The organism is Wolbachia endosymbiont (group B) of Erebia ligea (genome assembly GCF_947179575.1).
GTDB classification, from domain to species: Bacteria; Pseudomonadota; Alphaproteobacteria; order Rickettsiales; family Anaplasmataceae; genus Wolbachia; species Wolbachia pipientis_C.
Genome location: NZ_CAMXBW010000003.1, coordinates 116,540 through 130,161, shown reverse-complemented (window position 1 = coordinate 130,161; position 13,622 = coordinate 116,540). Strand labels below are relative to the sequence as shown.

Sequence of the window (13,622 nt, the reverse complement as noted above, 5' to 3'; positions counted from 1 at the left end):
AGTTTTACAGTTGCTTGTCTTTTTTACAAATAACCCATATGCTACTTGAAGTAAGGTAGAGTAGATATGATAATAAATGGGAACGAAATTTTATTATATACAACTCCAGATGGAGACGTGAGAATTGATGTTTTGTATCGAGATGAAAACATTTGGCTTACACAAAAAAGAATGGCAGAGTTGTTTGATGTTAATATTAGAACAATTAGTGAGCATTTACAGAACATATTTGCTAGTCAAGAGTTAGATAAAGATTCAGTTATCCGGATTTTCCGGAATACTGCTGAAGATGGTAAACAGTATCCTACACAATTTTATAATTTGGATGCAATTATAGCTATTGGTTATCGAGTTAATTCTAAAAAAGCAACATTGTTCAGAGTATGGGCTACGAAAATTTTAAAGGATTTTATTATCAAAGGATTTGCATTAGATAGCGAACGACTAAAAAACGGAAGGAAGTTCGGTAAAGACTACTTCAATGAGTTACTTGAAAAAATCAGGGAAATACGAGCATCCGAACGTAGGTTTTACCAGAAGATTACTGACATTTATGCTGAATGCTCTGCAGACTATGATCCAAATTCAGAAATAACAAAACAATTTTATGCAAAAGTACAGAATAAATTATATTGGGCGATTTACGGCTTGACTGCAGCAGAGCTAATATATTCTCGAGTTGATCATAAAAAACCACATATGGGACTAACTACTTGGAAAGATGGTCTAGGTAATAAAATTCATAAGAGTGATGTAAGTGTTGCAAAAAACTACTTGACTGAAAAAGAATTAAGTGAACTAAATCACATTGTTTCAATGTATCTAGATTATGCAGAACTTCAAGCAAGAAAGCATCGGCTAATGAAAATGCAGAATTGGGTTGAAAAGTTGGATGCATTTCTATTGTTCAATGATTATGAAGTACTTAAAGATGCTGGTAAAGTTAGTGCTGAAGTTGCAAAAGCTCTAGCTGAAGGAGAATACGAAAAGTACAGAGTTATACAAGATAAATTACATGAATCTGACTTTGATGAATTGATTAAAGCAAGTAAAGAAAGTGAGAAAATAACTACAACAAAAACCAGCTTGTAGTTGAGCTATCTGTGTTTGACATCTTGCTTTTGTTTTAATTTCAAGGGGTGAACCACCCTAGTGAAAACATAAATCTTTGTCTCCATTGTACGCGATAAAATTGGAGACGTAAATAAATAAATTTGTCTCCATCTTGAACTATTGAGAGAGTTTTGTAGCTTATGTTTATGGCAAAACTTTTTTCTTTATCTTCACCTACAATTTGTTTATAGAGATTATTTAAAATATTTCCTTAAGAGTTTTAAATAAAAGTCGTTATATTTCAATAAGACCTCCAAAATAACCAGCTCTTGTTATATATATTTACCTAAATTACAAAAGCTGTTCACTTTTTTGAAAAAATATTTTACAACAAATAAAAAACATGATAAAATGAAACAAGGTTTTTTGTAGTAAGTAAAAGTTTAAGGTAAAAGATAATTTAGAAGTGCCTCATAATCGGGTTTTAAGCTACCTTACATAAGTAACTTAGGTCTTAGTAGTATAATTGTACCCTGGAGTCGTAGAATCTTTTTAAAACGATATTATTAGTAGTATCCGTTCAGAGGTGTGGCAAGGATAAAAAACAATTGACATAATATATTAAAGTAGTAATAACACAAAATGTTGATAGTAAAGTAAGGCTAGATGCTTCAATTGTTGATCAGTATTGTAGAGTTATGTAAAAACTTAGAGCAGAAAGTAGCAAAGATTGAAGAAAAAAATAAAATCTTAGAAATAGAGAATGCTGAACTAAGAGAGAGACTCGGCTTAAACTCAAGGAATTCATCTTTACCAAGTTCAAAAGAGCTGTACAAAATAAAAAAAGACACACCAGAAGATAAGTCAGAGGGCGGCAGGAAGATAGGTGGTCAAGTTGGACATAAGGGGAATTGCCGAGCTAAAATGGAAGCAGATGAGGTGGTGAAGGTAGAGTTACCAAATAGATGCGAGTGTGGTGAAGAAATCGCAATATCGGAAAAACCATATGTCTATCAAAAAGTTGATTTACCAGAAATTAAGCCTTACGTAGTTGAGTATCAATTAGAACATGGTCGCTGTCGTAAATGCGGAAAAAGAAGGAGTAGCAAATTACCAGAAGGAGTTACACCGGATACCTTTGGTCCTAGAGTTAAGTCAGTAGTTGCATCACTAAGTGGGTTTTATAAGAATTCAAAGCGAGAAATAGCGAATATTATGAAAGACATCTTTAACATGAGTATAAGTGTTGGTAGTGTGTCCAATAGTGAAGCAAGGGTTTCGTCAAAATGTAAAGAAGCCTATGAACAAATAGAGGAAGAAATAAAAGCAAGCGAAATTTTGCATATTGATGAAACCAGTCACTACAACAAAGGCAAATTGGGATGGTGCTGGATGTTTGCCAACAATAAAGCAAGTCTTATGAAGTTAGCAGATACAAGAGGAATGAAATTTTTAAAGAATAGTGCATTTTGTGATTACAAAAACCTGGTAATTACTGACAGATATGCAGTTTACAACCACTTCAGTGATGAAAAACGACAAATTTGTTGGGCTCACTTATTGAGAAATTTCGAGAGGTTATCTCATAGTTGGAATAGTGAAGTAATGAGACTTGGCCATTGTTTAAAAGACGCAGCTAATGGATTGTTTGTATTAAAAAACGCTTTGTCAGAAAATGAAATTAGTATTTCAAAGTTCACTAAGCAAGCTAAAGAATTACGAAGATACATACAGTACTGCATGATAAAAATATCTTATATACTTGAAGCAAAAGGAGCTTCACGAACGGTAAAGGGTATTATAAAATCCGAGTCAATGATGTGGACATTTTTGGATGACCCAGAGAATATTCCATTAACGAATAACCATGTTGAGCGACAGATACGGCATTATGTTGTCTATCGTAAGAATTCATATTTTGCACAGTCAGAGCGAGGGAATAGATTTCTTGAGCGGATAATTTCGTTGTATCTGACTTGGAAACAAAAGGAATTAAACCCTTTTGGGAACGTTCAAAAAAGTGTGTCAAACCGAGAAGTAAAGTAATAAATTGATATAAAAAATGGAGGTTTGATATGAGTCAAGCAAATAGAACTAATGGGTTGGTAGATTATAAAGAATTAGAAACAAATATCCTGTCATCTATACGAGAAGGAAAACCATTGACAGGAAAAGATGGAGCATTAACACCGTTTATAAAAAGGTTGCTAGAGGCAAGTCTGGAAGGTGAAATAGAAAACCACATGTCAGCTAAAAGTGAAGAAAATAACCGAAGAAATGGGAGAAACGCAAAAACTTTACGCACGAGTGGAGGCTCATTTGAGCTGCTAACACCAAGAGATAGGGAGGGAAGTTTTGAACCACAAATAGTTAGAAAAAGGCAAACAAGCCTACATCCAGAACTTGAAGCAAAGGTATTAAGTACATACGCCAGTGGCATGGGATACAGAGACATAGCTTCACACGTTGAGGAAATATATGACCACAAAATATCAGCAGCAGAGATATCCAGTATTACTGATAAACTGCTACCAATAATCAATGAATGGCGCAGCCGTCCACTGCAATCAGTATATCCAATAGTGTTCATGGATGGCATGTTTTTTAAGGTTAAGGAGGATGGACATTGTGTAAGCAAGTGTATGTATAACATATTAGGCATAGATCAAAATGGCAGAAAAGAAGTATTAGGTTTTTATTTGGCTGAAAGTGAGGGAGCTAATTTCTGGTTGGGAGTGCTAAATGACCTCAAAGAAAGAGGAGTAGAAGATATTCTAATTGCCTGCATTGATGGGCTAAAAAGCTTTTCTACAGCTATAAATAGTATATTTCCTAAAGCAGAAGTACAACTATGTATAGTGCATCAGATAAGGAATTCACTGAAATATGTATCTAGCAAAGATGTAAAAGTTTTCATGAATGATTTGAAAAAAATATATCGTGCTTCAAGTAAAGAAATTGCCGAAAATTATTTGCTTGAACTGGAGGAAAAATGGGGCGAAAAGTATCCATTAGTCATAAAATCTTGGCAGAATAATTGGGAAAATTTGTCCAGTTATTTTAAGTATTCAGGTCCTGTTAGGAGGCTAATTTATACCACTAATCCTATTGAGGGACTGCACAGACAGATTAGAAAATTTACTAAAACCAAAGGCTCATTTACTAATACAAATGCCTTGTATAAACAGGTATATTGTGCTATAAAAAAAGTAGAGCAAAAATGGGCTATGGCTTTACCTAATTGGGCTTTAACTATATCTCAACTTGATATCTTTTTTCCTGATAGATTAAAAATTGAGTTGAATTAAAAATACGGTTTGACACACTTTTTTGAACGTTCCCTCACACTATATCAAGAGCGCAATCAAGAAGATAGGGAGCAATTTATTGATAAAATCGTATCCGTTCAGAGGTGTGGTTTAAGAAACAACAGCTAGCAGGTTTTGAAAAGGGTTTAATTCCTTTTGTTTCCAAGTCAGATACAACGAAATTATCCGCTCAAGAAATCTATTCCCTCGCTCTGACTGTGCAAAATATGAATTCTTACGATAGACAACATAATGCCGTATCTGTCGCTCAACATGGTTATTCGTTAATGGAATATTCTCTGGGTCATCCAAAAATGTCCACATCATTGACTCGGATTTTATAATACCCTTTACCGTTCGTGAAGCTCCTTTTGCTTCAAGTATATAAGATATTTTTATCATGCAGTACTGTATGTATCTTCGTAATTCTTTAGCTTGCTTAGTGAACTTTGAAATACTAATTTCATTTTCTGACAAAGCGTTTTTTAATACAAACAATCCATTAGCTGCGTCTTTTAAACAATGGCCAAGTCTCATTACTTCACTATTCCAACTATGAGATAACCTCTCGAAATTTCTCAATAAGTGAGCCCAACAAATTTGTCGTTTTTCATCACTGAAGTGGTTGTAAACTGCATATCTGTCAGTAATTACCAGGTTTTTGTAATCACAAAATGCACTATTCTTTAAAAATTTCATTCCTCTTGTATCTGCTAACTTCATAAGACTTGCTTTATTGTTGGCAAACATCCAGCACCATCCCAATTTGCCTTTGTTGTAGTGACTGGTTTCATCAATATGCAAAATTTCGCTTGCTTTTATTTCTTCCTCTATTTGTTCATAGGCTTCTTTACATTTTGACGAAACCCTTGCTTCACTATTGGACACACTACCAACACTTATACTCATGTTAAAGATGTCTTTCATAATATTCGCTATTTCTCGCTTTGAATTCTTATAAAACCCACTTAGTGATGCAACTACTGACTTAACTCTAGGACCAAAGGTATCCGGTGTAACTCCTTCTGGTAATTTGCTACTCCTTCTTTTTCCGCATTTACGACAGCGACCATGTTCTAATTGATACTCAACTACGTAAGGCTTAATTTCTGGTAAATCAACTTTTTGATAGACATATGGTTTTTCCGATATTGCGATTTCTTCACCACACTCGCATCTATTTGGTAACTCTACCTTCACCACCTCATCTGCTTCCATTTTAGCTCGGCAATTCCCCTTATGTCCAACTTGACCACCTATCTTCCTGCCGCCCTCTGACTTATCTTCTGGTGTGTCTTTTTTTATTTTGTACAGCTCTTTTGAACTTGGTAAAGATGAATTCCTTGAGTTTAAGCCGAGTCTCTCTCTTAGTTCAGCATTCTCTATTTCTAAGATTTTATTTTTTTCTTCAATCTTTGCTACTTTCTGCTCTAAGTTTTTACATAACTCTACAATACTGATCAACAATTGAAGCATCTAGCCTTACTTTACTATCAACATTTTGTGTTATTACTACTTTAATATATTATGTCAATTGTTTTTTATCCTTGCCACACCTCTGAACGGATACAAGGAGAAACAAGCAGAATTAAAACAAGCTAAGGAAAAAATGCTAAATTTAGAAAAAAAATTGGAAAGTACTCAGCAACAATTAGAGCAAGAAAAGACTAATCTAAATACCATTGAAAAAAAGAAACAAGATTTAGAAAGTGAAATTAATGAATTGAAAGAACAAGCTAAGGAAAAAGATGCTGAAGTAGAGAATCTTAAACAACAATTAGAGAAAGAAAAGACTAATCTAAATACCATTGAAAAAGAGAAAAAAGAATTAGAAAGTGAAGTTGACAAATTGCAGGAAAAATCACAGAAATTAGAAGAAAGTAACGTTGAAATAAAGAAACAAAAGGCAGATTTGGAGGAAAAATTAAAATCTTCACAAGGGAAGAATAAAAAGTTGCAAGAACAAGTTGAACATCTGAGTGCAGAACAAGAAAAAGCGAAAAGTGTTGCAGTATTATCTATTACGGATAGTACAAAAACATTTAATGAAAATTTGACATTAAAAAATCAACAGATTGAAAGTTCAATAGCTGAAGATGGACCACAAGAGTTAAAAGAAAAGTCAAATAATGTTGATACAAAATTAGAAGGGATTGATGAAAAAACTAAAGAACAAGCAAAAGCTAAAGCGCTAGATACAGCGTCTATTACAAAATCAACTACCAAATCAACTCTTTCAAAATTTCAGAATCTTCCTAACAAGATTTTTAGAGATAAGAGCCTCGATAACTTTTTATCTGATAAAAATAAAGAGTTGAAAAAAGGTTTTCCTGAACTTAAAGGAAAATACTTTTGCCATAACGTGCTTGAGAAAACTATAAAATCTCTACAATATCAAAATGGTTATAAATTTAAAAGTGATAAGTTACTTGCACTGTTGAAAGAGAATTTGGTTCAATCTGGAAAAGCGATTATAGAAACTAAGGTTCACGAAGTTGTTGAAGAACTTGCTAAAGATTTTATTAAACAACATAATCTCAAGCAGGTTGAATTTGTTAAAAAGCGCGCAGAAAAGTTGAAAATAACTCAAGCAGAACTAACTTCTATCGTGAATTCTTGGAGTAAAATGAATTGTAAAGATAATGATTCAGTCAAAAAATTTGTTGTGCAGAAGTTAACGAAAGCTGAAATGAAATGTTTTTCAGATAAGATTCAAGGATTACAACTGGCATCAAGTATAAGAGATAAATTTTTATGCCCAGATCAGAAAATGTGCGTTCAAACTTCAGAAGAAAACAATGAATACCAATTAACAGAAAAAGCTAAAAAAGAATACACACCTAACTCTTCCATGAGTCACAGCAATACGACAAATGTAAGTAAAGGAAGATTTAAATAAAGCTCTTAGCATAAAGTATCAGCTCCTCCTTTGTTAAAGTGTAGGAGCTGTCTTCCCAGTGTTGTCGTAGCAATTCCAAGTTTCTACCTAAATTTTTTCCTGGTTGATGACCTATAGTTATTAAATCATCACCAGATAAAGGAAATTTTGGAATGTTAAACATCTTAGCAAATGAAATATACTCATCAACATTTATTCCAGACTCAATACCACAAATCTTCATTAAGTCACAATATAATTCCTTACCAAATAAAGATATGTATTTCTTTTGTTCTTTTTCTGAAAGCTCTGTTTTGATATCGTTTGATAATAAAAATAATAGCTTTTTCTTTTGCTTATTTGAAAGGCGTAGAAGTTTGCTTACATATTCTCCAAGATTAAGCCTATCTTCGGCAGTTCTAAGAAGCAAAGCTAATTTTGTTAGTGCATCATCTAGGAAAGGCGTATGGACATACGCTGAGGGTTCTGTAGGAGGTTTAGTGTTGATAAGAAGTGGTGAAGACAAAATTTCGCATTTTACTTCTTTTGGAATAATTTTTTGTAAAACATCAGATTTTTGCATGCTCTTAAGTGTTGGAGCAGGATCATTGCATTCCAAGAGTTTAAATATTTCTTCTCTTATTCTCTCTCCAGAGAGGTTTTGAATCATGTGTGAATGCTTTTTGCACACATCCAATATTTCATCACTTAAATCTCCTATGCATATTTTAGCGTGAAAACGAAACGCTCTTAAAATACGTAGATAGTCTTCCTTAATCCTATCTTCAGCGTTACCTATAAAGTTTAACTTTCGTGCTTTTAAGTCCTGAATGCCACCAAAGTAGTCGTATATATGGCCATGCTTGTCTGCATAAAGAGCATTAAACGTAAAGTCGCGCCTTGAAGCATCAGCTTGCCAATCATTAGTAAACTCTACCTTCGCATGTCTACCGTCACACTTTACATCATGCCTTAGCGTTGTAATCTCAAAGGACCTCTTGTGTAAAATTGCAGTGATAGTTCCATGTTTCAGACCAGTTGGAATACTCTTTATATTGCAAAGCTTGAGCGCTTTAATTGTTTGATTAGGCAGCAGATTAGTAGCAAGATCAATGTCGTGAATTTCACGCTGCAAAATTGAATCTCTAACACATCCACCAACAAGCCTTGCCTCACCACCAAATTTCTCTATGGCCTCAATAATTACACTAGTTTCGTGATCAATTTGCATTTAGGTTACACATACTGAAAATCATGTTACAAAAAATGCGAAACTTTTGCAAAAAGCCTCATATAAAAATATATAGGCAGGAGAGTGGTAAAATAAGAGGGTAAAGTGATAGAGTAAGTCTACAACAAATCCAGTGCCTAGAAACTTATAAGTATAAAAGTAATGTTAAAATACAATGTTTTCGATGATTATAAAAAATCTGGATGAGCTACTTGCATGACACCTTTGTAGCCTTCTCTTGTCATCCCAGTACCTGCTCAAGTAACTGACACTGGTTCCCTTTATGATGGTGTTATTCGAGTAGCTCATCCAGATTTTTATCAGGAACGTTGATTACTCTTTATTCTTCGCCCTTCCTGCACGCTTACGTTCATTTGGATCGAGGAACTTCTTACGCAAACGTATAGATTTTGGAGTTACTTCTACCAATTCATCATCGTCTATATATGCTATCATATCCTCCAGTGTCATTATTTTTGGTGGAGTAAGCTTTATAGCTTCATCGCTACCTGAAGCTCTTACGTTTGTTAATTGCTTACCTTTAAGTACATTTATTTCTAAATCATTGTCACGACTATGCTGACCGACAATCATACCACAATATACCTTATCTTGTGGCTTAACAAACATAATTCCCCTATCTTGCAGATTGAAAATTGCATACGCTACTGCTTCGCCTTTGTCTGTTGAAATTAAAACCCCATTACGCCTTCCGGAAATTGAACCTTTATGTGGAGCATAACTGTGAAATAAACGGTTGATTATACCAGTGCCGCGAGAATCAGTTAAAAATTCTCCTTGATAGCCAATTAATCCCCTTGATGGCACTAAAAATGTTAACCTAGTTCTGCCACTACCAGAAGGTCTCATGTCAGTTACTTCACCTTTTCGAAAGCTAAGTTTTTCCATGATGATTCCACTATACTCATCATCTACATCAATTACTACTTCCTCTATAGGTTCAAGTTTTTTGCCATCTTCTTCTTTAAACAGCACTCGAGGCCGTGAAACTGAAAGTTCAAAACCTTCCCTTCTCATATTTTCAATCAGTACCCCAAGCTGCAACTCACCACGTCCACCTACTTCAAATGCTTCACCACTTGGAGCCAAAGTTACAGTAATTGCAACGTTTGTTTCTGCTTCTGCATATAAACGATCTTTTATAACAGTTGAGGTAAGTTTTGTTCCCTCTTGCCCAGCAAAAGGTGAGTCATTAACGCTTATAGTAATCGCCATTGTTGGCGGGTCAACTGGAGTTGAGCTGATCGCAGTTGTAACTTCTGGTGCTGCTATAGTGTCTGAAACTGAAGCTTTCTCAAGTCCTGCAATGGCAATGATATCACCAGCTACAGCTTGCTCTACTGGAACGCGTTTTAAGCCAGAAAATGAGAGTAACTTAGTTAATCTCCCTCGCTCAACCACTTGACCATCAAGATCAATTACCTTAAGATCTGAGTTAACTTGCGCGATTCCTTGGTAAATCTTTCCTGTCAATATTCTGCCAAGAAATTTATCAGATTCAAGTAAAGTAACTAGCATAGCAAAAGGTGCATTTTGATCATAAACGGAAGGTTTTATGTAATCTATCACCGTTGAAAATAATGGGCTTAAATCTTTTCTCTCATCAGATAGCTCCTTAGCACACCAACCGTTTCTACCTGAAGCATAGAGTACTGGAAAATCTAGTTGCTCGTTGGTTGCATCAAGGTTAAAAAATAACTCATATATTTCATTTAGTACTTCATCAATTCTGCTGTCTGGTCGATCAACCTTATTGATTATCACAATCGGTTTTAAATTTGCCTTTAGTGCTTTTGACAACACAAACTTAGTCTGTGGCATTGGACCTTCTGCAGCATCAACCAGTAGTAATACACCATCTGCCATGCAGAGCACCCTTTCCACTTCTCCACCAAAATCCGCATGTCCTGGTGTATCAATGATATTGATTTTCTCATCACCCCACATTATTGACGTACATTTTGCAAGTATTGTAATCCCACGTTCACGTTCTTGATCACCACTATCCATCACTCGTTCTTGAACTTCTTGATTCTCACGAAACGTGCCACTTTGTTTTAACATGTTATCAAGTAAAGTAGTTTTTCCGTGGTCAACGTGTGCAATTATTGCAATATTGCGGATTGATTTAAATTCACTCATTTCTTATCATTTCAAATTTAATTTAATAACAAGTATACGTATAATATATTTAGAGTAAATAACTAAAGCCGTGCTTTCAGAGTATTTTAGGCAGATCATGGAACTCTAACAAAAAGGTTTCATGTTCGCTGTACTTTGTAGCAACTAACACCAAGACAAAGAAGAATCTTGCTTTAGCAGTACATTTATATAAAATTAAATAAACTAAAGTAATCATTTAAATGCTAACAAGATTCGCTCCAAGCCCAACTGGCTACCTACATGTAGGAAACATACGCACTGCACTCATTTGTTGGATGTACACACGTAATCAAAATGGAAAATTTTTACTACGTTTTGATGATACTGATCTTGAGCGTTCAGATATCAAATATGTAGATAATATCATAGAAGACCTAAAATGGATTGGCATAAATTGGAATTCAAGTTTTAAGCAATCAGAGCGTTTTGAACGCTATAACGAGGTGTTCTTACAGTTAATGAAAGAAGGTCATATTTATGCATGTTATGAAACAAGAGAAGAATTAGACACTAAACGAAAATTGCAATTAAAACAAGGTCTTCCCCCTATTTACAATAAAGGTGCGTTGCTTTTAACTGAGCAAGAGAAAATTCGTTATGAGCAAGAAGGACGAAAACCACATTTCAGATTTAAATTGGATAGAAATAAAACTGTAAAATGGAATGATGAAGTTAAAGGCGAAATAAATATTGCAACAATTCATATCAGCGATCCTGTAGTAAAAAGAGAAGATGGAATTTATACGTACATGCTACCTTCTGTTATTGATGACATTGACTTTAATGTAACCCATGTTGTACGTGGGGAAGATCATGTAACTAATACCGCAGTTCAGATTCAAATGATTCAAGCATTAAAAGCGAAAATTCCTATCTTTGCTCACCTTCCCCTACTACATTTTGATGATAGCAAGATATCGAAACGGAAAGGTGGGCTGGATATCAAGTCCATAAGAGAAGATGAGATTGAACCAATGGCGCTAACTAGCTATTTAGCAAAACTTGGAACATCTGATCCAATAGAAGCTCATGTTGATATGCAGCCTTTAATTGACTCATTTGATATCAAAAAATTTAGCTCAGCATCTTTACAATTCAGCTTGAGTGAAATGTATAAGCTAAATAGCAAGGTGCTACAACAAATGCCATTTGAAATGGTGCAAGATCGTTTAAGTCAAATTGGCTCAGAGTTTTGGTATTTTATAAGGAGTAATATAGAAAAGTTTTCTGAGGTGGCCAAATGGTGGAAAATATGCAAATTTGGTATAGAACCTGTGGTTCTTAATAAAGAGTTTATAAAAATAGCGCTAAGCACATTACCTCAAGGTGATTGTAATGAAAACACATTATCAGAGTGGGTTAAAAATATTCGACAGACAATTGATATAAAGGCAAAAGATCTATTTATGCAGTTGCGCCTCGCTTTAACAGGAACAGAAACAGGTCCAGAACTCGCTAAATTATTAATTTTTATCGGTAGAGAGAGCATTATTGCAAGGTTAGAAGAAAGCCAAAGAATTATACAAAAGGTTTAAATGCACCGAATGTATTTTGAATGACATCAATAAGCATTGTTCAGGAAATGTGAAAATATTAGATTTCTTGTCATTCCAGTTTCTGCTCCTGTCATTCAGTTGTTTTTTCTCGTCTACCTTATTTTACTACTCTGCTGAACGAATAACACCAATAGTTAATCTCATGCTGAAAGATCATTTTATGGTCCAAGTCAGTTCTTTTACAGGTCACTTCCAAGCTCATCAAATTTTCTAAGATCTTCTTAAGTTCTGAAAGTTGAAAACTTTTCAAATGAGATTTAAAACTCTGCAATTGTTTGAAGAACAATGGAGGACTCAGCTGGTCAATTGCAGCTTGTTCATTCATTCCATTTTGTATTAACAGCAAAACGCTTTCTAGCCGTAGAAAATAATTTGATATAATACGGATTAATGCTATCGGTGAAAAATTCTCTTGTAATATCAATAAATCGGAAATTTTGATGAATAGTCCCATGTCTTTACTCACTATTGCAGAGCACAGATTATCAAGTGTAACATAATCATTGCCGGAGGTTGAAAAGCATAGATCTATATCAGCAAGTTTAAGATCTTTTCTTTTTCCTAGATATAAAACTAATTTTTCAAGCTCTGAATATATAGGCAGTTTGCTATGATTAAAATAAGACTGCAAGTGGTAGATTATCTCACTTGTGCACTCTATATCATTTTGTTTCAAGTAACTTGATATAATATCACAAAGATTACTACCGCTGTCCTTATAGCAGGTAATGACACCGAAAATTTTTGAGCTTTCCATATAACTTTTAGTTGTAAAACTATATGGAAGATCATTTGCTATCATTACTATATAATGATCGCCTATATTATGATCCAATATGTTTCTTAACTCTTTAGATATACTTCCACTGACATTTATCAGCTTAACTAACCTTTTTTTAGTAAACATCGAAATGTTTGCCAACTCGGAAAATAACAAGCCAGGCGACTTATTCACTACTGCAAAATCCATCACCTGAACTGAATACTCATTCAAGTTGGCAATTATTTCCTGTACAAAAATATCGACCTTACTATTGTCACTCCCATGAATTAATACACCACTTAAAGTATCGGGTTTCTCAAGGAATTTTTTAACTTTAGATGGCGTGATTCTCATGCCATCTATATTATATTATCACTACTTGATGGTACATCATTTGATTGCACATCAGTTTCCAACAATTCTGAGCTTTCTTGATTTGCTGTATTCTGCATATCATCAGACACTTCTTTCTTTCCCGTAACATAATTATAAAAATTTTTTATAGGCTGTCCTATATATCTAGAAAAAAATCCTTCGGCCATATCTTTCACTCCACAAATTAACAATTAGCACATAAAAATAACGTAGCAAAAACTACTTTACGCTCAGATAGTTACACTCATTTGTTAATGAATTATGAACTTCCGAG

General features: G+C 34.2%; 10 protein-coding genes. 5 read left to right on the top strand and 5 right to left on the bottom strand.

Going from position 1 to position 13,622, the window contains the following annotated elements:
* Positions 1-66 precede the first annotated feature (66 nt).
* From OM962_RS05450 to OM962_RS05440, 3 genes are all read left to right on the top strand, one after another.
* Positions 67-1,092: a virulence RhuM family protein gene (locus tag OM962_RS05450; RefSeq protein WP_236717750.1), complete on the top strand. Its 1,026-nt coding sequence runs from the start codon at positions 67-69 to the stop codon at positions 1,090-1,092.
* A gap of 639 nt (positions 1,093-1,731) precedes the next feature.
* Positions 1,732-3,099 carry an IS66 family transposase gene (gene tnpC, locus OM962_RS05445; RefSeq protein WP_264331177.1) on the top strand — a complete coding sequence of 456 codons (1,368 nt, stop codon included), beginning with the start codon at positions 1,732-1,734 and terminating at the stop codon, positions 3,097-3,099.
* Between the two features lie 29 nt (positions 3,100-3,128).
* A complete protein-coding gene (locus OM962_RS05440) occupies positions 3,129-4,361 on the top strand; it encodes an IS256 family transposase (protein ID WP_264330447.1) in 1,233 nt (410 codons plus the stop codon).
* 111 nt (positions 4,362-4,472) lie between these two features.
* Here the strand turns inward: OM962_RS05440 and tnpC (OM962_RS05435) are convergent, their stop codons facing one another.
* Entirely contained in the window at positions 4,473-5,825 is a 1,353-nt protein-coding gene (gene tnpC / locus OM962_RS05435) for an IS66 family transposase (protein WP_264330459.1), read from the bottom strand.
* Between the two features lie 70 nt (positions 5,826-5,895).
* Between tnpC (OM962_RS05435) and OM962_RS05430 the strand changes: the two genes are divergently transcribed.
* Positions 5,896-7,260, top strand: coding sequence for a coiled-coil domain-containing protein (locus OM962_RS05430; protein WP_264331082.1), 1,365 nt, complete (start codon positions 5,896-5,898; stop codon positions 7,258-7,260).
* Here the strand turns inward: OM962_RS05430 and OM962_RS05425 are convergent.
* Both OM962_RS05425 and typA read right to left on the bottom strand, forming a co-directional pair.
* Positions 7,253-8,470, bottom strand: coding sequence for a CCA tRNA nucleotidyltransferase (locus OM962_RS05425; protein WP_264331081.1), 1,218 nt, complete (start codon positions 8,468-8,470; stop codon positions 7,253-7,255). The genes OM962_RS05430 and OM962_RS05425 overlap by 8 nt on opposite strands.
* Positions 8,471-8,803: 333 nt before the next feature.
* Positions 8,804-10,633 carry a translational GTPase TypA gene (gene typA, locus OM962_RS05420; protein WP_007302691.1) on the bottom strand — a complete coding sequence of 610 codons (1,830 nt, stop codon included), beginning with the start codon at positions 10,631-10,633 and terminating at the stop codon, positions 8,804-8,806.
* Positions 10,634-10,854: 221 nt separating this feature from the next.
* Here typA and gltX point away from each other — a divergent pair, with 221 nt between their 5' ends.
* Entirely contained in the window at positions 10,855-12,189 is a 1,335-nt protein-coding gene (gltX, locus tag OM962_RS05415) for a glutamate--tRNA ligase (protein ID WP_264331080.1), read from the top strand.
* A 118-nt stretch (positions 12,190-12,307) separates the two neighbouring features.
* Here the strand turns inward: gltX and holA are convergent, their stop codons facing one another.
* On the bottom strand, positions 12,308-13,327 hold the full coding sequence (gene holA, locus OM962_RS05410) for a DNA polymerase III subunit delta (RefSeq protein WP_264331079.1): 1,020 nt from the start codon (positions 13,325-13,327) through the stop codon (positions 12,308-12,310).
* Between the two features lie 5 nt (positions 13,328-13,332).
* Complete coding sequence (locus OM962_RS05405; RefSeq protein WP_264331078.1) at positions 13,333-13,515, bottom strand: hypothetical protein; 183 nt, start codon at positions 13,513-13,515, stop codon at positions 13,333-13,335.
* Between the last annotated feature and the right edge of the window lie 107 nt (positions 13,516-13,622).